The 18,438-nt window shown below is 52.9% G+C and carries 20 protein-coding genes; 10 read left to right on the forward strand and 10 right to left on the reverse strand.

The annotated features are described in order from the left end of the window. The first annotated feature begins 51 nt into the window (after nucleotides 1-51). The gene (locus tag ACFE8Q_RS27160) at nucleotides 52-1,746 is read left to right on the forward strand and encodes a S41 family peptidase (protein ID WP_375448603.1); all 1,695 of its coding nucleotides are present in this window, start codon (nucleotides 52-54) and stop codon (nucleotides 1,744-1,746) included. 95 nt (nucleotides 1,747-1,841) lie between these two features. Here ACFE8Q_RS27160 and ACFE8Q_RS27165 read toward each other — a convergent pair whose 3' ends face one another. The 6 genes from ACFE8Q_RS27165 to ACFE8Q_RS27190 all read right to left on the reverse strand — a co-directional run bounded on the left by ACFE8Q_RS27165 (nucleotide 1,842) and on the right by ACFE8Q_RS27190 (nucleotide 6,921). Further along, nucleotides 1,842-3,995 carry a S46 family peptidase gene (locus tag ACFE8Q_RS27165; protein ID WP_375448604.1) on the reverse strand — a complete coding sequence of 718 codons (2,154 nt, stop codon included), beginning with the start codon at nucleotides 3,993-3,995 and terminating at the stop codon, nucleotides 1,842-1,844. Nucleotides 3,996-4,066: 71 nt separating this feature from the next. Further along, nucleotides 4,067-4,906, reverse strand: coding sequence for a sugar phosphate isomerase/epimerase family protein (locus ACFE8Q_RS27170; protein WP_375448605.1), 840 nt, complete (start codon nucleotides 4,904-4,906; stop codon nucleotides 4,067-4,069). 92 nt (nucleotides 4,907-4,998) lie between these two features. Continuing rightward, nucleotides 4,999-5,424 carry a c-type cytochrome gene (locus tag ACFE8Q_RS27175; RefSeq protein ID WP_375448606.1) on the reverse strand — a complete coding sequence of 142 codons (426 nt, stop codon included), beginning with the start codon at nucleotides 5,422-5,424 and terminating at the stop codon, nucleotides 4,999-5,001. A gap of 6 nt (nucleotides 5,425-5,430) precedes the next feature. After that, on the reverse strand, nucleotides 5,431-5,646 hold the full coding sequence (locus ACFE8Q_RS27180) for a hypothetical protein (RefSeq protein ID WP_375448642.1): 216 nt from the start codon (nucleotides 5,644-5,646) through the stop codon (nucleotides 5,431-5,433). 147 nt (nucleotides 5,647-5,793) lie between these two features. Further along, nucleotides 5,794-6,003 (reverse strand): hypothetical protein, encoded by a 210-nt coding sequence (locus tag ACFE8Q_RS27185; RefSeq protein WP_375448607.1) that lies wholly within the window; start codon nucleotides 6,001-6,003, stop codon nucleotides 5,794-5,796. 15 nt (nucleotides 6,004-6,018) lie between these two features. Then, the gene (locus tag ACFE8Q_RS27190) at nucleotides 6,019-6,921 is read right to left on the reverse strand and encodes a DUF1338 domain-containing protein (RefSeq protein ID WP_375448608.1); all 903 of its coding nucleotides are present in this window, start codon (nucleotides 6,919-6,921) and stop codon (nucleotides 6,019-6,021) included. Nucleotides 6,922-7,078: 157 nt separating this feature from the next. Here ACFE8Q_RS27190 and recG point away from each other — a divergent pair, with 157 nt between their 5' ends. The 9 genes from recG to ACFE8Q_RS27235 all read left to right on the forward strand — a co-directional run bounded on the left by recG (nucleotide 7,079) and on the right by ACFE8Q_RS27235 (nucleotide 15,452). Then, on the forward strand, nucleotides 7,079-9,187 hold the full coding sequence (gene recG / locus ACFE8Q_RS27195) for an ATP-dependent DNA helicase RecG (RefSeq protein WP_375448609.1): 2,109 nt from the start codon (nucleotides 7,079-7,081) through the stop codon (nucleotides 9,185-9,187). After that, entirely contained in the window at nucleotides 9,187-9,966 is a 780-nt protein-coding gene (locus tag ACFE8Q_RS27200) for a hypothetical protein (RefSeq protein ID WP_375448610.1), read from the forward strand. Before recG ends, ACFE8Q_RS27200 begins: the two co-directional genes overlap by 1 nt. Nucleotides 9,967-10,077: 111 nt before the next feature. Continuing rightward, nucleotides 10,078-11,355: a phosphopyruvate hydratase gene (eno, locus tag ACFE8Q_RS27205; protein WP_375448611.1), complete on the forward strand. Its 1,278-nt coding sequence runs from the start codon at nucleotides 10,078-10,080 to the stop codon at nucleotides 11,353-11,355. A gap of 90 nt (nucleotides 11,356-11,445) precedes the next feature. Beyond that, a complete protein-coding gene (locus ACFE8Q_RS27210) occupies nucleotides 11,446-11,754 on the forward strand; it encodes a septum formation initiator family protein (RefSeq protein WP_375448612.1) in 309 nt (102 codons plus the stop codon). A 104-nt stretch (nucleotides 11,755-11,858) separates the two neighbouring features. Then, nucleotides 11,859-12,347 carry a low molecular weight protein-tyrosine-phosphatase gene (locus ACFE8Q_RS27215; protein WP_375448613.1) on the forward strand — a complete coding sequence of 163 codons (489 nt, stop codon included), beginning with the start codon at nucleotides 11,859-11,861 and terminating at the stop codon, nucleotides 12,345-12,347. A 131-nt stretch (nucleotides 12,348-12,478) separates the two neighbouring features. After that, nucleotides 12,479-14,056, forward strand: coding sequence for a 2,3-bisphosphoglycerate-independent phosphoglycerate mutase (gene gpmI / locus ACFE8Q_RS27220; RefSeq protein ID WP_375448614.1), 1,578 nt, complete (start codon nucleotides 12,479-12,481; stop codon nucleotides 14,054-14,056). Further along, nucleotides 14,056-14,400 carry an element excision factor XisH family protein gene (locus ACFE8Q_RS27225; protein WP_375448615.1) on the forward strand — a complete coding sequence of 115 codons (345 nt, stop codon included), beginning with the start codon at nucleotides 14,056-14,058 and terminating at the stop codon, nucleotides 14,398-14,400. The genes gpmI and ACFE8Q_RS27225 overlap by 1 nt, the downstream gene beginning before the upstream one ends. Before the next feature lie 190 nt (nucleotides 14,401-14,590). Further along, nucleotides 14,591-14,797, forward strand: coding sequence for a XisI protein (locus tag ACFE8Q_RS27230; protein ID WP_375448616.1), 207 nt, complete (start codon nucleotides 14,591-14,593; stop codon nucleotides 14,795-14,797). Next, on the forward strand, nucleotides 14,784-15,452 hold the full coding sequence (locus ACFE8Q_RS27235) for a hypothetical protein (RefSeq protein ID WP_375448617.1): 669 nt from the start codon (nucleotides 14,784-14,786) through the stop codon (nucleotides 15,450-15,452). The genes ACFE8Q_RS27230 and ACFE8Q_RS27235 overlap by 14 nt, the downstream gene beginning before the upstream one ends. Before the next feature lie 5 nt (nucleotides 15,453-15,457). On the opposite strand, the gene ACFE8Q_RS27240 is transcribed toward ACFE8Q_RS27235, so the two are convergent. From ACFE8Q_RS27240 to ACFE8Q_RS27255, 4 genes are all read right to left on the reverse strand, one after another. After that, nucleotides 15,458-15,952, reverse strand: a complete 495-nt coding sequence (locus ACFE8Q_RS27240) for a GNAT family N-acetyltransferase (RefSeq protein WP_375448618.1) — start codon at nucleotides 15,950-15,952, stop codon at nucleotides 15,458-15,460. After that, nucleotides 15,953-16,195 carry a hypothetical protein gene (locus ACFE8Q_RS27245; protein WP_375448619.1) on the reverse strand — a complete coding sequence of 81 codons (243 nt, stop codon included), beginning with the start codon at nucleotides 16,193-16,195 and terminating at the stop codon, nucleotides 15,953-15,955. 147 nt (nucleotides 16,196-16,342) lie between these two features. Next, nucleotides 16,343-17,437 (reverse strand): Gfo/Idh/MocA family protein, encoded by a 1,095-nt coding sequence (locus ACFE8Q_RS27250; RefSeq protein WP_375448620.1) that lies wholly within the window; start codon nucleotides 17,435-17,437, stop codon nucleotides 16,343-16,345. A gap of 97 nt (nucleotides 17,438-17,534) precedes the next feature. Further along, nucleotides 17,535-18,377, reverse strand: coding sequence for a sterol desaturase family protein (locus tag ACFE8Q_RS27255; protein ID WP_375448621.1), 843 nt, complete (start codon nucleotides 18,375-18,377; stop codon nucleotides 17,535-17,537). Nucleotides 18,378-18,438 lie beyond the last annotated feature (61 nt).

Genomic DNA, 18,438 nt, shown 5'->3' on the forward strand with positions numbered 1-18,438 from the left:
GAAGCCTTTTCGTGTTACGCTTCTATACGCAACAATCTGACGAACACCTGTATGGCAACCAATGGCGCTACGCCAACACCCGAACGAATTGACAATAACCGGACCATCGTTCGGTTGCCTATGCTGCTGGGGCTAACCCTCGCCGGCGGCGTGCTGATTGGTGCTTCTTTTTTTGGCGGAACAAAAGGATTAAACTCAATTGGTCGGGGCTATACCAAGTACAAAGAAATTCTGCAACTGATTGAAAACAACTACGTTGACTCTGTTAATACAGATGATCTGGTTGATTATTCGATCACGAAGATGCTCGAAAAACTTGACCCGCACACGGCTTACCTGAACCCAACCGACGCCGTGGCGGCCCGGTCTCAACTGGAAGGTGGCTTTGATGGCATCGGTGTTGAGTTCAACATCTTTGCCGATACCGTTTACGTGGTTACGCCCCTGGCGGGTGGCCCGTCTGAAGCCGCCGGTATTCGCAGCGGCGACAAGATCCTGAAAGTCGATGATACCCCGCTGACCGCTAAGGGTGTCGACAACACGGCCGTGTACAAAGCCATGCGGGGTAAACGCGGCACTGAAGTTCGGCTGACGGTGCTGTCGAAAGGGCAACAGCCCCGCGTGGTCACCGTTACCCGCGACCGGATTCCGACCTACGCCGTTGATGCCGCCTACATGACCGATGCGCAAACGGGTTATCTGAAAGTAAACCGCTTCTCCGACTCGGCTTATGAGGAGTTCAGAAATGCGCTGGCGGGGCTGAAGCAACAGGGCATGAAGCAACTGGTGCTCGACCTGCGCGGCAACCCCGGTGGCTATCTGGACCGGGCTACCAACATGGCCGATGAGTTTATCGACGGTAACAAACTGCTGGTGTACACCGATGGGAAAGAAGATCGCTACGACCGGAAATACTACGCCAAACTCAACGGACAGTTTGAAGACGGTGCCCTGATCGTGCTAATCGATGAAGGCAGCGCCTCTGCCTCCGAAATCCTGGCTGGTGCCTTGCAGGACCATGACCGGGGCTATATCGTGGGCCGCCGCTCGTTCGGAAAAGGCCTGGTGCAAATGCCGGTGCAACTCACCGACGGATCGGAACTCCGCCTGACCATATCGCGCTATTACACGCCAACGGGGCGCAGCATTCAGAAGCCGTACATTCCCGGTCAGGAGGGTGATTACGAGAAAGAGCTTGAGCTGCGCTCGAAACGGGGCGAATACTACATCGCCGACAGCATCAAGAACGATCCCAAGAATGTGTTCAAAACCGACAAGGGCCGCACCGTCTACGGCGGCGGCGGCATCACGCCCGATTACTTCGTTCCCCGCGATTCGAGCTGGCAGACTGCTTACCTGGGCCAGTTATACGCTAAGAACATCATTCGTGAATACGCATTGTCCTACGCCAATGACAACCGGGCCAGTCTGGAAAAACTGCCTTTCGCTGAGTTCGACAAAGCAGTGAACCTGACCGACGACCAGTTGGCCGTCATGAATAAAGCCGCGGCGGCAGAAGGGGTTAAACTCAACGCGGCTGAGTTTGCCCGCTCGAAGAATTATATACGTACCCAAACCAAAGCGCTCATTGCTAGGTACGTCTACCAGAAGGCCAGCAAAGGCGGCCAGAACAATGAGTTCTACCGCATCATGAATACCGCCGATAACACCTACGTAAAAGCCCTGTCGCTGTTCAACAAAGCTCAGGAACTGGAGTTTGGCCCGAAAGCGGTTGGGAAGAAGTAAAAAGTAGTCAAACACAGAGACGCCGAGTACACAGAGTTTCATTTCCTTTAGCAGGAAAACTCTGTGTACTCGGCGTCTCTGTGTTTGACTACTTTTTACTTCTTCACCACTCCTGTCAACTCCTGCACCAGCCGGTCGGCTTTGTAGATGTAGCGCATAGCGGCGAGAATCCCCCCCGCGTGGACAGAAATGGCCCGGTTGGCGTCGGGCACGAAGATGAACGAGCCAGGCAGGCTTTCCATGTTGCCATCGAATACCAGCCCCACGGCCTCCCGGTTTTTATTGATCATTGGACTGCCTGAATTGCCCCCGATAATGTCATTGGTGGATATGAAGCACATGGGTTGTTTTAGCAACTCCGCCGGTGGATTGGCCCAGCGGGCGGGAAGATTCCAGGGCGCTTTGTTGCCAAACGAATAGCTGCGGTCATACAGCCCGGCAAAGGTGGTGATGATTGGCGCCTGCGTGCCATTGTACGGATATCCTTTCACCACGCCGTCATTGATCCGTAACGAAAACGTAGCGTCGGGCGGAATGCTTGTGCCGTAGGTATCGTACAGCGCCCGACCCAACTGGCTGCGAAGCACCTGCTGGCGTGTTGTTAAATCGCGCACGGTGGCATTGACGGCCAGAAAACGCTTTCCACCAAGGCGGCCCAGGGCCAGCAGTGGGTCGTTGTTGGTGGCCAGGGCGTTGGCTCCACCATCCTGCAACATCGTGACAAAGCCCCGATTTATGAGCTTTGTAGCGGCCAGTAAGGCGGCGGCAGCTTCGCGAGGCGAACGTACCTGACCGTTGGGTCCGGTGAGGGCTGCTTTCACATACGGGTCATCGTTGCCCAATGCTGCCTGTGCTTCGCTGAAATGAGCCGCCAGAAAGGCTTCTTCCAGGGCCCGGCTCTTTGGCCTGGGCATCTCCTCGAATACGCCTTTTGCCTGTTGCCAGATAGCCGGGTTGTCGGTTACCGCCTGATTAATGAATCCCAGCGTCATGGCAAAGGTCATTGTTTCGCCAAGCGCCATTGGGTTGGGGGCCAGGTACGTATAATCGTTGAATGCTTTTCGTTGGGCGGCAACGTCGGCGGCAAGATCATCCCAAGTTTTTGTTGAGATTCCTTTCTTCTGCGCATCGGCTTTAAAAGTACGCTCAAAAGCGGCCTTCCGGGCAATCAGGTACGGATCGCGGAGGCCGTCGAGTTGGCCTTTCGAGGCTTTATAGCTGTTTTCCAGGTTGAAAATCTCGTTCAGAACGCTGTCGCTCTTGGCCGTTGCATTGTAGGCCTGCAATGCATTCGAGCGGCTGCGGAGTAGAGAGAGAGTATACGGAAACTGCAAATCACGGTCATATTCCAGTTCCGCCACCGTTTTCAGGCGCTCGGTACTGCCGGGATTTCCCGTTACAAACGTAGGCTCCCCTTCGCGGATGCCGTTCGGGTTGAACTTGAAAAAGTGGGTCGTCTGAAGTGGTTTTCCCTTATCATATACCCGGAAAAACGAGCAGTCGAGCGCATAGCGTGGGTACGTAAAGTTGTCGGGGTCGCCACCGAAAAAGCCCAGGTTTAGCTCCGGCATGAACACCAGCCGAACGTCGGTGAAGCGTTTGAACCCGTAAAGCGCATACCGGCCACCGTCGTAAAACGTGATCGTCTGTAGTTCCAGCCCTTTCCAGTCGGCCTTGGCGGCGTATTCGTCTTTAATACTGGCAAAGATCTGTTCACGCGCCTGCACCTGCGCTTTCTCATCGGCCCCCGACGCCGTAACGGCATCCTGTACCCGCTTCGAAATGTCTTCGATCTTCACCAGTTGATCCACAAACAGACCGTCTACTTTCCGTTCTTCGGCGGCTGTTTTGGCAAAGAACCCGGTGTTGTTCAAATCCTCGCCCCGACGCGCCACGCCCGTCCCCGATTCGCGGGCGCAGTGGTGATTGGTCATGACCAACCCATTGGCTGATACGAACGACGCTGAGCAATAGTCGGCAAAGCGCAACGACGCCAACTGAACTTCCCGGAACCAGTTGGCGTCGGGGGTGAAGTTGTAGGTCTTCTTGAAGTAATCAGTCGGGGGCGTATCGAAGGTCCACATCTTGCCCATGTCGAACGGGCCCGCCTGAACGGTATCGGGGTTAAGTGTTGCCGACGGTGCCTGCGCCCAACTGAGCGATGTGGCCAGCAGGCCTGCGAGCAACCCAGCCAGCGCGGGGCGAGCTGTACCTGCGAAGGGTATTCCAGTATGCTTAAGGCGAATCATAGAGACAGAAAAAGCCGTTATGACACGGCTATGAAGTTGATTTTTTTTAACCTTATAAGTTTTTGCGAGGCTTATTTTAAACCCCGCAGAAAGGCGAGACTTTTCGGCATCTGTTCCATTGATCGCGACGATTCGTCTTCAATAAAAAAGTGCTTGACGCCCGCCTTCTTAGCCGCCTGCATAAAAGCCGCAATACCAATATCGCCGTCGCCCAGTACCACGTTCGATTCCACGTCGGCGTGGCCCGTCATGGTGTTGGGCGTGCCGGGTTTACGGTCTTTTAGATGGGCCAGCAGAAAGCGTTTTGGGTATTGTTGCAGGAGTTTTATAGGGTCTTCGCCGGGCGCTTTCACCCAAAACACGTCCATCTCGAAGTTCACATATTTCGGATCAAGGTTTTGGGCCAGATAGTCGAAATAGGTGGTGCCTTTGGGGTTTTTCTGAAACTCGTAGCCGTGGGTATGATAGCAGAGCGTGAGTTTGGCATCGGTCAGTAGCCGACCAGCCGTATTAAACACGTCGATAGCCCGATCAGCATCGCCAATCGTAAACAGATCTGCCGTGTGTGGAATCCAGGCGCAGACAACGTACCTGGCACCCAGTGCTTTGGCTTCCGCAATGACTTTGGGGATGTTCATTTCCAGGTCATCGAAATCAGCGCCGACGCTAATGGCTTTAAGGCCATTTTTGTCCAGTTCCTGCCTGAAAGCAGCCGTTGAAAGATCATACGTACCGGCCACTTCCACCTCGCGGAAGCCCATCTGCCTCACCTTCGCCATTGTGCCAGGTACGTCGGCCTTGAACTGGTCGCGAAAACTGTAGAGTTCAAGACCCACCGGGGCGGGCGGAGCAGACTGCGCCAGCATGCTGGTTGTCAGCAGGGTGGTTAGAAAAAGCGAAAGAATTTTCATAGGGTTCGGTTCAGGATTCAATAGGTAAAAGTAGCCAATTCTGCGTCATCATTAACGGAGAAGTGGCTACCTCGTAAACGGCAAATGCCCGGCTATTTACCCCGTTGCTCTTTTACTTCCTGGGCCGAAATAGAAGTGGCCTTATTGCCGAAATTGCTACGAATAAACGTCAGCACATCAGCGATTTGCTGATCGGATAAAAAGTCATGGGCGGGCATCACGTTGTCGTAGGGTTCGCCCTCAACTTCCGCGTCTTTCAGGCCTTTCAATAAGACACCGATCAGCCGCGCTTTGTCGCCGTTTACCCAGTCGGTGCCCCGCAACGGTGGATTCATATTGGGCACGCCACCACCATCTATCTGATGGCAGGTGAGGCAATATTGCTTATAAATCGCCAGGCCGGGCTGCAGAGCGGCTACCGTCTGGCTTTTGGGCGGCGTAGTTGTTGCCGGTTTTCTGGTTTGGGCAAATGCTGTTTGTGCAAAGACAAAACTGCACAAAATGATGAGATAACGCATGTTGAGTTATAGCGTTCGTGGATCCATAACAGTAAGACCCTGTATGTCAATGAAATCTTTTGTGTTACTAGTCAAACGTGTTAACTCGTTAACTAGCGCAGTGGCCGCAATGATTGCATCAGGAATTTTGGTACTTCTGGACTTCCGTAAAGCGATTGTTTGCAGAATAATTGGTTCAGCAAGTTCAATAACCTGGCTGTCGTTTACAAATTCACGGAACAGCGTCTTCTTTTGGCGCGTTAAACTCCAGTAGTTCTATACGGGTTACTACCGATATAATCGCTCCGGAATCAACCAACTCATTTATAAAGTCCGTAGCTGATGCTGAGAATTTACCTGACAGATAATGCGATACAGCATTGCTGTCTATCAGATACGACCCCATTCGTCGCGACTTTGCTGAATATGTTTGTCGAGTAGGCCGACTGTCCTGGCTGAGAGTTTTCCCGCGAAGCAATCTGCTGCTTTTGGCTTCTCTGTCTGTTTCTGATCAACGAACCGAGTAATCTGCCAGGCCTTCAGGTCGCGCAAAAGGGTCATCGCTTTTTGATCGCGGACTTCGATAAGTAGTGTTTCCATAGAACTCGATTTGGCTTATAACCCCGTCTGCTTCGTAAACGTGCTTTCGAAAATTTTGTCGGCGTTGGCGGCTTCAAATCCGTCACGGCGATGTTTGCGGGTGATCTGGTCGGCGGGTAAATCGGCGAATTCAGGCAGCACGCGGCGTTCGGCAAACTCAACGTAGGAGCCCGCAATGCGGAAGGTGTCTCCTCCTGCGAATTTGGCATCGACCATCTGCGCTACCGTCGACGCCTGCCGCAAACCACCATCGGGACTGACTTTGATAATACCACCCGCCGAATTCAGTTTAAAGCGACGCTTTTCCAGAAACGAGATGAATTCGTCGATGGTATTGTAGCCTTCGGGCAGGTTGTGCACGCTGATGGTGAAGTGGTTGAGGTAATACCGGTTGTAAATCACCCAGGCGGCATATTCGCTTTCGGCCAGTAGTGTTTTATAGTCGGCCAGGGTTGGGGTTTTCCAGAGGGGCTGGTGCAGAAAAGCGTCGACCGCTTCGCCATTGTCCAGATCGAGCGCATCGATGGGGTCGCTCGTTACGGTATCGGTGTATTTGTGAATGATCCGCTGTGCTTCGTCCGACAGGTCGTTGACGCGCAATTCGCTGGCAAAAATGCGCGGTAGATTGTCGGCGGCGCGGTCGGCTGGTGGGGCGTACCAGTAGGCGTTCAGTTTCTTTTCGGCAAAATTGTACGGCTCGCGTTTTTCGTAGCCATAATGCAGAAAGATTTTCTCGAACGAAGCCAACCCCAGGTTCGGAACGCCCATGGTGCGGAAGGCAATATGATCGTTCTCAATATCTTCGGGTCTTTTGATGACTTCATGCTGTTGAAGCGCGTAAAGAATATTCTTGACGTCAGGAACACGTTCGGTATACCGGCGCATCAGTCCGGCCAGTACAGTATCGAGAGGAGTCATGGCTATTAATTTGTTTACCCAAACGCGGGACCGCCCCAACCCCCTGAAGGGGATAAAGCGTTGCAAAGGTAATAAAGCAGCGCATTAGCCCCCTTCAGAGGGTTGGGGGTACAACATCAAACTGTTATTTTTACTACCTGGTTGCCTCAATGACCGAATGACCGAACGTACCACCTTCTTCGACACCCGCCTGGAATACCTGAAAGGGCTTGGCCCACAGCGGGCTGAGTTGCTGAATAAAGAACTGCACCTGTTTACGGCTGCCGATCTGATTCAGTACTACCCCTTCCGGTACGAAGACCGTACGCGCTTTTACACCGTCAGCGAATTGCTGGAATCAATGCCCTCGGCGCAGGTACGTGGTCGCCTCCGCGACTGGCATACGGAAGGCGAAGGACCGAAAAAACGGCTTGTTGGTCATTTTACAGATGGTACCGGCACCATGGATCTGGTCTGGTTTCAGGGTATTTCCTGGCTCGAAAAATCGCTTCGGCGCGACGGGGAATACATTGCGTTCGGGAAGCCGCAGGAGTTTCAGGGCAAGTTTAGTATCGTGCACCCCGAACTCGATGCGGTGCGGCCTGATGTGGAGCCCGAAGCCACGCTGTCGCCCGTATACAACCTGACGGATAAGCTCCGCAAGCGGTTTGTCGATAACAAAGTGATGGCCAAAGCCATGCGGTCGCTGCTTGAACTGGCCTGGCCGCATATCCACGAAACCCTACCGGCCAGCCTGATCGAGAAGTTTCGACTGGTGGGTAAACGGGAAGCTGTCTGGAACATTCACCTGCCCCAAAGCCCCGCCTGGCTGCGGCAGGCCGAACGGAGGCTGAAATTCGAGGAACTATTCTACAATCAGCTTCGGCTGATTTCCAACAAGCTGATTCAGAAGGAAGAACACCCCGGTCAGATTTTTCAGAAAACCAGCCTTCTCTCGCATTTCTACAAAACCCTGCTGCCTTTCCCGCTTACGGGGGCGCAGCAGCGTGTATTGCGCGAAATTCATAAAGATTGCCTGACGGGGCGGCAAATGAACCGGCTGTTGCAGGGCGATGTAGGCAGCGGTAAGACTATCGTGGCGTTCATCACGATGCTCCTGGCGATCGACAACGGCGCGCAGGCCTGCCTGATGGCGCCTACCGAAATCCTGGCCGACCAGCACTACAACGGCCTCAAACCCTTTGCCGATGCAATGGGCCTGAACCTCGGCATCTTGACCGGGAGCACGCGCACCAAACGCCGCCGGGTGCTACACGACGAACTGCTAACTGGCAGGATGCACATTCTGGTAGGCACCCACGCCCTGCTCGAAGATGTGGTGCAGTTCCGCAATCTGGGCCTGTGCATCATTGACGAGCAACACCGTTTCGGCGTGGCACAACGGGCCAAAATGTGGGCGAAAAACCCGGTCGTACCACCGCATATCCTCGTCATGACGGCCACGCCCATTCCGCGCACATTGGCGATGACCCTCTACGGTAACCTCGACATTTCGATCATCGACGAAATGCCCGCCGGGCGGAAACCCATCAAAACGGTACACAAGACCGATAAGCACCGGGCCGAGGTGTTTGGCTTCATGCGCCAGCAGATTGAACTCGGTCGGCAGGTATATGTGGTGTATCCGCTGATCGAAGAGTCGGAAACGCTGGATTATAAGGATTTGACAGACGGGCACGAGAGTATTGAGCGGGCGTTTCCACAGCCCAAATACCAGGTCGGTATTCTGCACGGTAAAATGGATTCATACAGTAAAGACTACGAGATGACGCGCTTCGCCAACGGAGAAACGCAGATTCTGGTGGCGACAACCGTGATCGAAGTAGGGGTGAACGTACCTAACGCGAGCGTAATGGTTATTGAAAGCGCCGAACGATTTGGCCTGTCGCAGTTGCATCAGTTGCGGGGACGCGTTGGCCGGGGAAGCGACCAATCGTACTGCGTACTGATGACGGGTTACAAACTTAGCGCCGATACCAAAACGCGCCTCGAAACGATGGTACGGACCAACAATGGCTTCGAGATTGCCGACGTCGACCTGCAACTACGCGGCCCCGGCGACCTGGCCGGCACGCAACAAAGTGGCCTGTTGGACCTGCGCCTCGCCGACCTGGCCAAAGACGGTGCCGTCCTGACCGCCGCCCGTGAATCGGCGCAGATCATCCTGGAAACCGATCCCAACCTGATTCTGCCTGAACACGCCACCATTCGCAACCACATCGACGCCATCGGCCGTACCCAATCCGACTGGAGCCGGATCTCTTGATGGAGCCTGTTGCCAGTCGCCGCTCTATTCGCCTTGACGAATACAATTACTCGCTTGAAGGATCGTATTTCATCACCATCTGTGTAGAGCGTAAGGAACACCGCTTCGGCCACATCACGGATGGTACAATGTGGCCAAACGAAGCAGGCCAAATGATCTCAGAACGTATTCTAGCCATTTCTTCAAAGTTTCCAGGTACGTTGATCGACTCATATGTGGTGATGCCCAACCATATCCATTTCATCATCACCTTGTTGGGCTATAACCCAAATGGTAGATATGTAGGGGCGGCCCATCGTGGCCGCCCGATCTCGGACCGACAGGGCCGCCCAGATGTGTTATCAATCGAAGAAGACAGCCCTAATCCAGAAACAATACCGGCCAATTTGGATTGGCTGGGGTTTGGCGGTCCTATCGGCCCGAAAGCGGGCGGGCACGATGGCCCGCCCCTACACGTGAACGATCCGGCGGTTGGTTGCGCCAGTGATGTGAACGATCCGGCGATTGGTCGGGCCAGTAATTTGAACGATCCGGCGATTGATCATATCGATCCGATAATTAACGTACCCAGCGCAGCCGATGTGGTCGGGTGGTTTAAGGCGAGTACCACGAATTATTACATCAGGGGCGTGAAAGAGAAACGCTTTCCGGCGTTTGATCGGCGGCTGTGGCAGCGTAATTATTACGAGCATATAATCCGAACAGAAGCCGCTTATAATCAGATCGACGAGTACATACGTACCAATCCATTGCGGTGGGCTGAAGATCGGTTACAATAACCACACCGCCTGCTACCTGAAATTCCGTTTATTTGTGGCGTGAAAAAGGGTGATCGACCCTCTTTTAGTTGTTGTTAGGAGATTAATCTAAATTTTTGTTCGTAAAGCACAATGAGTACCATTCAAAGCATCCATGCCCGCCAGATTCTTGACTCGCGCGGCAACCCGACCGTTGAGGTCGACGTACGTACTGAAACTGGTGCCCTGGGCCGCGCTGCTGTGCCATCGGGTGCCTCGACGGGCACGCACGAAGCCGTTGAACTGCGCGACGACGACAATAGCGTGTACGTTGGTAAAGGCGTGCTGAAAGCCGTATCAAACGTTAACGAACTGATCTACCCTGAGCTGGTTGGTATTTCGGTGTTGGAGCAGGGTATGATCGACCGGATTATGCTTGATCTGGATGGTACGCCAAACAAAGGCCGTCTGGGTGCCAACGCTATTTTGGGCGTGTCGCTGGCTGCTGCTAAAGCCGCTGCTATCGACTGCGGAATGCCCCTATACCGGTACATTGGCGGGGTAAACGCCAACACGCTCCCCGTGCCGATGATGAACATCCTGAACGGAGGTTCGCACGCCGATAACTCAATCGACTTCCAGGAGTTTATGGTGATGCCGGCCAACGCATCAACGTTCGCTGAAGCCCTGCGGATGGGTACCGAAATCTTCCACACGCTGAAGAAAGTGCTGAAAGGCAAAGGCATGAGCACCAACGTTGGTGACGAAGGCGGTTTTGCCCCAAATATCAAGTCGAACGAAGAGGCGATTCAGATCGTGATCGAGGCGATCGAGAAGGCGGGTTACCGTCCGGGCGAAGACGTTTGGATCGCTATGGATGCCGCTGCATCGGAGTTCTACAATGCCGAAACGAAAGAATATCACTTTAAAAAATCGACCGGCGATAAGCTGACGTCGCCCGAAATGGCGCAGTACTGGGCTGACTGGGTGTCGAAATATCCCATCATGTCGATCGAAGATGGTATGTCGGAAGATGACTGGGATGGCTGGAAACGGCAGACCGAACTGGTTGGCAACAAGATTCAACTCGTGGGTGACGACCTGTTCGTAACCAACGTTACCCGGTTGCAGGAAGGTATAGACAAGGGTATTGCCAACGCCATTCTGGTGAAGGTAAACCAGATCGGTTCGTTGACCGAAACCATTGACACGGTGAATCTGGCCAAGCGCAGCAGCTACAAAAACATTATGTCGCACCGCTCGGGCGAAACCGAAGATTCGACCATCGCTGACCTTGCCGTTGCCCTGAACACAGGCCAGATCAAAACGGGTTCGGCGTCGCGTTCCGACCGGATGGCGAAGTACAACCAACTGCTCCGCATCGAAGAAGAACTAGGCGAAATGGCCTACTTCCCAGGGCTTAAATTCTAATGCAGTTATTGGTTACTGGTTATTGGCTATCAGTTCTGGAACGTACCTGAACGAGGCCAGTAACCAATAACCAGCAACTAATAACCATTTATGAACCGTCTCCTCAACAATCGCTATCGATTCTACATCCTGACGGGCGTAGGGTTTTTGCTGTGGATGCTGTTTTTCGACGCTAATGACCTGCGCTCGCAGTTTCGTAACTGGCGAAAAGCGCAGGAACTGGAGGAAGAGAAAGCGTATTTTCAGACCCAGATCGAGGCCGTCCGGGCCGAGCGTAAAGAAGTACTGGGTAGCCAGCAACTTCGGATCAAGTACGCCCGCGAGAAGTACCTGATGAAAAAGCGCCACGAAGACGTATATGTGCTCGTTGATGAGAACGGTGAACCGATTGAAAAGTAGTTTACAGTTTACCGTTTATAGTTTGCCGTTGCTCCGCCGATGAGCGAATCGATTTGCTGGCAGCGCAACAGTAAACGGTAAACAGAAAACTGTAAACTGATTTTATGATCTCCCTCCTGTTCGTTTGTCTTGGAAATATTTGCCGGTCGCCGCTAGCGGAGGGCGTGTTTCGGCAATTAGTTGATGAAGCGGGACTAGCCGGGCAGATCGAATGCGATTCCGCAGGTACGTCGTCATATCATATCGGGCAACTGCCCGACCTGCGTACGCGCCAGAACGCCCTTACTCACGACATAAAGCTCACCCACCGCGCCCGCCGCATGACCGGCGAAGACCTGGCCCGGTTTACGTACATCATCACGATGGACGAGATGAACTTCGAAGCGGTCATGAAACTAAGCCAGCGTTCGGTTGGGCTTGTCCACGACGACACGGTCTTTTTGCTCCGCGAATTTGACCCCGCCGTTAATGACCAGCCCAGCGTGCCCGATCCGTATTATGAAGGCCCCGAAGTCTTTGAAGAGGTATACCAGATTGCCTACCGCTGTTGTGAAGAACTGTTAACGTACCTGCGAAAGCGGCATAACCTATAAGCAATGAGTGAAAGAGTGAGTGGCGAAAGAGTGAAAGTAGCTTCGCTGTATAGCGACTGGCTACTTAGTAGATTTATACCATATGCTCATCGTTCCGCTCTTCGCCTTTCGCTCTTTCATTCTTTCACTCTATGAATAAGAAAGTCATTCTCCTCATTATGGACGGCTGGGGCATCACCACCCAGAACGACCGGTCGGCCCTGGCGGCGGCGAAAACCCCTTTTGTCACCGACGCCTGGAATCGTTATTCACACAGCACCCTTGAAGCATCGGGGCTGCCCGTTGGGTTACCCGATGGACAGATGGGTAACTCGGAAGTTGGCCACATGAACCTCGGCGCGGGCCGGATCGTCTATCAGGATCTGGTGAAAATCAATCTGGCCGTTGAACATGACACCCTGAAGAAAGAGCCTATCCTGTCTGACGCATTGACGTATGCCAAAGCAAACGGCAAAAAAGTTCATCTGATTGGACTGGTATCTGATGGCGGCGTTCACGCTCACATTACCCACCTGAAGGGCCTGCTGACCATCGCACACGAGCAGGAATTATCAGACGTATTCGTGCATGCCTTTACGGATGGCCGCGATACTGACCCGAAGAGTGGGCTGGCCTTTCTGACCGATGTTTGTGAACATATGGCCAAAACCACGGGTAAACTGGCCACTGTGGTGGGCCGCTTCTACGCGATGGACCGCGATAATCGCTGGGAACGCGTGAAAATAGCTTACGACGCCATGGTCAACGCAGTTGGTGACCGGGCACAGGGCGACGGCGTATTCCAGGCAATTCGCGATTCATACGAAGCAGGTACGTCCGACGAATTCATCAACCCGATTGTGATGGAAAACGAGGATCATACGCCTGTGGCTCAGATTGAGAACGGCGACGTGGTGATCTGCTTCAATTTCCGCACAGATCGGGGCCGGGAAATTACGCTTGCCCTCACGCAGCGCGACTTTCCGGAGCAAAATATGCACAAGCTCGATCTCAATTACATCACCATGACAAACTACGATAGCGAGTTTGTTGGTGTGAAGGCGATTTTCGAAAAAGATAATCTGGCCAAAACCCTGGGTGAGGTGGTTGCGGGAGCCAGTCGGAAGCAGATTCGTATTGCCGAAACCGAGAAATACCCGCACGTAACTTTCTTTTTCTCGGGTGGCCGTGAGGAGCCGTTTTCGGGTGAAGCGCGCCTGCTCGTACCTTCGCCGAAAGAGATGACGGTGACCAACGAAAAAGGTGAAACGATCACCATTCCGGTAAAAACCTACGATCAGAAACCGGAAATGTCGGCCTTTGGTATTCGCGACGCAATTATTCCTGAACTGGAAAAAGGCGAGGTCGATTTCGTGTGTCTCAACTTTGCCAATACCGATATGGTGGGCCATACGGGTGTATTTGAAGCGGTGGTCAAAGCCGCCGAAACTGTCGATGCCACCACCCGTGACGTAGTGACAACCGGGTTGGCACACGGCTACACCTCGATCATCATTGCCGACCACGGCAACGCCGATTATATGGTTAATGACGATGGCACACCCAATACAGCGCACACAACCAGTCTGGTACCCTGTATCCTGGTCGATAACGACTACCAGCCTGCCTTGAAAAACGGTAAACTGGGCGACATTGCGCCCACGATTCTGGCCTTGATGGGTATTGAAAAACCCTACGAAATGACTGGTGACAGCTTGCTGATCCAATAATGGCCGCCCGCGACCTATACCACGATGCTGTAGTTGAGGCGTTGAAGAAAGATGGTTGGTTAATTACGCATGACCCGCTGACAATAGTCTATACAACTCGAGAAGTATTTGTCGATATTGGAGTTGAGCGATCATTAGTCGCATTGGATAGGCAGGGCCAGAAAATCGCGGTTGAAGTTAAAAGGTTTGGCACGTCTTCGCCAGTTACAGACCTACATAGGGCTATAGGACAGTACACGTTTTACGATGTTCTTCTTAGAGAAACAGACCCAGAGCGAGTTGTCTTTTTGCCGTTGATCAGCAGACGTATGATGGGATATTTTCTGAACCAATTGGCGAACTGATGATTGCCAGACTACGTATGCGACTAGTTATCTTTAATGCAGAACAACAATCTGTTACACAATGGATAAACTGACTCATTATCGGCAATTGGTCCGTTCGCTACTGACTACATATGCTGGTTTATAACCAGCATATGGCGAAATTGATACGGAGTTATTAATTGATCCTTCTGAAAATCACTTTCAGGTTGTGCGGGTAGGCTGGCTTAAGAATCATAGAGTTCACGGAGCTAGCTTGCATCTGGATATTATTGGCGATAAAATCTGGATTCAACGTGACGGCACCGATCGGCCTATTGCCGATGAACTGGTAGAAGCAGGCGTGCCTAAGGAGGATATTGTGCTGGCTTTCTATCCCGAAAACATGCGGGCGTATACGGGCTTTGCCGTTCGCTGAACGCAACGTACCTGACCGCTGTTTATTCAGCAGCACGTTTATCAACGCGCCCGTGGCTTTGTCGCTACGGGCGGTTTTTTTGTTTATGAAATACGCTTTCCTGCTACTGGCAACTTCCTTACTAACCGCCTGCGCTGACAATACGGCCCAACGCACCGAAAAGCCCGTTTACTTCGACGTGGCCGGGTACGTTAAAAGCCAGATCGACGAGCTGTCGAAGCAAAAACCGAGCGTAACAAAACGGTTGCAGATGGGGGAGAAGCTTGAAAAACAAACCACCAGTACGATCAACTGGAGTCGTGAACTGGAATTATTTGCACAGGCGGATATCAACAAACCAGCTTTGCGCAATAGCTACACCATCGCCCGCCCCGACTCGCTGACCTACCGTTATGTACTTAAACCCAGCGAGAAAAACCTGACTGTCCGCGCCTTGACGGTTAAACTCGATTCGGCTACGCACCAGCCACGCCAGATCGACGCTGTATTGACGACAGAGAACCCGTTGTATACGGCAGAGCGGCAGATTTCGCTGGAAAGCGGCCCCACAGCCGGAAAGAACTGGGGCGTAACGCACTACCGCTTGCAGGGGTTTCAGCACCTGAGCATTTCAGACAAACATACCTTCGATGTCGAAGGAACAGTGTTACGATAACGTACCTAGAGCACCAGTTTCATCGCTTCTTCAGTCAGGTACGTTCCCCGCCACTTGATCGCCTTTTCTTCCAGCGAAAAAGACCGGAAACCGAACCGTTCATACAGGCGTTTGGCCGGGTTTGTCGTTACCACCGTCAGGTTAATCTGCTCCATGCCGTCGAGCTGCCGCGCCCGGTCAACAACGGCCTGAATAAGCAGGCCCGCGAGCCCCTGCCCCCTGAAATCAGGGGAAACGTACATCCTGAATAATAGTCCTTTGTGCCGGAGCTTGACCCGGTCGGCGCCTTCGCGCTGAAAACTGACAACACCCGCCAACCGATTGTCTACGAACGTACCCAGCGTAAAACTGTCGGGTCGGTTGTGGGTTGGAAAAGGCGCGTCCTGTTCGTCGGCTGGCGCAATACGAAAACTGTCGGCATCCTGTTCCAGCCCCGGCATCAGCAAGGCTCGGTAAGCGGAAAGGTCAGCTTCGGTAAGTGAGCGGAGAAGGGCAGCCATTTACTGAGTGGCCTCGGTCAAATAGGGGAGGTATGGCTCCAGCTTGTCGGTTGATTTGAACGCCGAAATCTGCTTCACCTTGTTGGTGTAGGCGTCGTGACGAACCTCCACGTAGAACGAGTCGAGGCTGTAGAGCAGGTAGATGAAATCGTCTTCATACCGGTTCGCCAGAATGTTTGCCTCAAAGTACAGGGCGTTCAACTGGTCGTCGGTATCGAGGCTGGTAAAGTGGGCTGGAGTCATAGAAAGAGCGATTTCCCAGCGAAGATAGGCGAAGGTATTTGAAAATGTTTTCCGTTTACTGTTTGCTGTTTTCTGTTGCTTCGCATTCTGGCTTGACTATCAATGCGAAGCAACAAAAAACAGCAAACGGTAAACGGAAAACATTTTTTATAAGGTTACCCGCTTGCCGTCTTTCGCGGCTTTGTAAATCGCTTCCACAACGCGAATGTCGGCCAGGCCTTCTTCGCCGGGAACGAGTACGGGCGAATTAGACATGATGGCTTTGGCATCATTGTCCATTTGCATGGCCTGCTGCATAGGTGCTTTGTACGGAACGTCCGTTTTGAAGCCATTGCTGCCTTCGCCTTTCACGCCGTTGTAGGCTGAATAGGGCTCCATTTCCAGTTGCCCTTTTTGCCCCGTCACGTGCAGGTAATTCATGTTCATGCCATAGCTGGTCTGGATCGACGCTCGGGCACCGCTGGGAAATTCCAGTTGCGCCATGCTCGTCTCGTCCAGCCCGTTCTTATACACCTCCGGGCGGGTGGTATACTGCTGGGCCGTGATAGCAATCGGCTCTTCGCCCGTGGATAGACGAGCACCCTGAATAGCGTATACGCCCATGTCGTACATCACGCCGCCTCCCATCTCTTTCTTCTGCTTCCAGTGGTCGGTGCGGGCGTCATAATAGCCAGCAGCACAGTTTACCATGCTGATTTTGCCAATGCCTCCGTCACGCAGATACTTGGTGTAGGCCTGCGTATTGGGTTCGTGATGCAGGCGGTAACCCACCGTAAGCACCCGTTTGTTCTTCCGGCAGGCGTCAATCATATTTTGGCACTCTTTAGCGGTGACAGCCATTGGCTTTTCCACCCAGACGTGCTTACCCGCTTTAGCGGCTCGTACCACATATTCTTCATGCATCGAAGGGGGCAGCACCACGTATACCACATCAATGTCGGGGTTGTTGGCAATCTGATCGAAGGTCTGGTACGAGTAAATGTTCTTGTCGGGAATATTGTATTTCTTTTTCCAGGCCTCGGCTTTGGCGGGTGTACCCGTTACAATACCAGCGAGATAGCAGTTGGCCGTTAGTTGCAGCGCAGGAGCCAGCAAATCGGTGCTGTAGTAGCCTAATCCGACAAGGGCCACGCCCAATTTGTCTTTCTTGGGTGATGTGGCGGCCAGCAAGGTATGCGGCGACACCAGCGTAGAGGCTGAAGCTAGTGTGAGCGTTTGGAGAATAGTACGACGAGAGGTCATTATGTGGTTCAGGTTTGATGGTCGATGTCTAAAGTGGCGATGCTTACGAGACTACTGCTAAAGTAACAACGCAACCCTGAACGTTGACCGCTATGGGTTAAACCTGAAGCTCCTGTTTTTCGCCAACGGGCGCTCTATACGGTTGGAAGGGTACTTTCAGGATGCCGCCGACATGGCTGTGTTCGTGCGGGTCGGGGTGCGTATCCAGTCCGTAAATCAGATCTTTGCCTTTCCGAACTGCGTAGGTGCTGAATAGTCTGTCCCAGATCGAAAAAATGTTGCCATAGTTGGTATTCGAGTAGGGCAAGACGTAATGATGATGCACATGGTGCATGTTGGGCGTCACCACCAGCCAATTGATCGCCCGATCGGCCCAGCGGGGCAACTCGATGTTGGCATGGTTGAATTGCGACAGCAGGACCGAAAACGCCTGGTACATGAACACCAGCCACATAGGCGCACCCACAACCAGCACGGCCGCTGTCGTGAACAGAAACCGGATCACGCTTTCGCCGGGATGATGCCGGTTGGCGGTGGTGGTATCAACGTACCTGTCGGAGTGATGAACCGAGTGGAATTGCCACATCCATTTAACATGATGCTCGGTCCAGTGGGCCAGCCAGGCCCCGATCAGGTCGAGCAACAACAGGCCTGCGATGGCTTGCGCCCAGACTGGCAGTACGATCCATTGTAACAGGCCAACGTGGCTGGATACGGCCCAATCGCTGGTTTTTACGAGGATGAATGCCAGCGCGAAATTGACCAGGATGGTCGTGAACGTAAAAAACAGGTTGATCCCTGCGTGGCGTGTCTTGCGGTAATCGAAGCGCATCAGTGGAACAACGCTTTCCAGTAGCCAGAAAAAGGCAATACCACCAACCAGAATTAAACTTCGGTGTGATGAGGGAATGTGCGCGAAATAATCAACGATACGTTCCATTATAATCATGGTTTTGTTGGATTATTTCACAAAATACGAATAAAATAAGTTTCAGGCTTCA

This window comes from uncultured Fibrella sp. (assembly GCF_964250085.1).
Lineage (GTDB): Bacteria > Bacteroidota > Bacteroidia > Cytophagales > Spirosomataceae > Fibrella.

Coding starts and splice junctions, on each gene's coding strand:
- ACFE8Q_RS27170 (WP_375448605.1), bottom strand. CDS start 4,906: ATGAAAATTCTTTCGCTTTTTCTAACCACCCTGCTGACAACCAGCATG.
- ACFE8Q_RS27245 (WP_375448619.1), bottom strand. CDS start 16,195: ATGACTCCAGCCCACTTTACCAGCCTCGATACCGACGACCAGTTGAAC.
- ACFE8Q_RS27255 (WP_375448621.1), bottom strand. CDS start 18,377: ATGGAACGTATCGTTGATTATTTCGCGCACATTCCCTCATCACACCGA.
- eno (WP_375448611.1), top strand. CDS start 10,078: ATGAGTACCATTCAAAGCATCCATGCCCGCCAGATTCTTGACTCGCGC.
- recG (WP_375448609.1), top strand. CDS start 7,079: ATGACCGAACGTACCACCTTCTTCGACACCCGCCTGGAATACCTGAAA.
- ACFE8Q_RS27185 (WP_375448607.1), bottom strand. CDS start 6,003: ATGGAAACACTACTTATCGAAGTCCGCGATCAAAAAGCGATGACCCTT.
- ACFE8Q_RS27165 (WP_375448604.1), bottom strand. CDS start 3,995: ATGATTCGCCTTAAGCATACTGGAATACCCTTCGCAGGTACAGCTCGC.
- ACFE8Q_RS27160 (WP_375448603.1), top strand. CDS start 52: ATGGCAACCAATGGCGCTACGCCAACACCCGAACGAATTGACAATAAC.
- ACFE8Q_RS27210 (WP_375448612.1), top strand. CDS start 11,446: ATGAACCGTCTCCTCAACAATCGCTATCGATTCTACATCCTGACGGGC.
- ACFE8Q_RS27190 (WP_375448608.1), bottom strand. CDS start 6,921: ATGACTCCTCTCGATACTGTACTGGCCGGACTGATGCGCCGGTATACC.
- ACFE8Q_RS27200 (WP_375448610.1), top strand. CDS start 9,187: ATGGAGCCTGTTGCCAGTCGCCGCTCTATTCGCCTTGACGAATACAAT.
- ACFE8Q_RS27215 (WP_375448613.1), top strand. CDS start 11,859: ATGATCTCCCTCCTGTTCGTTTGTCTTGGAAATATTTGCCGGTCGCCG.
- ACFE8Q_RS27240 (WP_375448618.1), bottom strand. CDS start 15,952: ATGGCTGCCCTTCTCCGCTCACTTACCGAAGCTGACCTTTCCGCTTAC.
- ACFE8Q_RS27175 (WP_375448606.1), bottom strand. CDS start 5,424: ATGCGTTATCTCATCATTTTGTGCAGTTTTGTCTTTGCACAAACAGCA.
- ACFE8Q_RS27250 (WP_375448620.1), bottom strand. CDS start 17,437: ATGACCTCTCGTCGTACTATTCTCCAAACGCTCACACTAGCTTCAGCC.
- ACFE8Q_RS27225 (WP_375448615.1), top strand. CDS start 14,056: ATGGCCGCCCGCGACCTATACCACGATGCTGTAGTTGAGGCGTTGAAG.
- gpmI (WP_375448614.1), top strand. CDS start 12,479: ATGAATAAGAAAGTCATTCTCCTCATTATGGACGGCTGGGGCATCACC.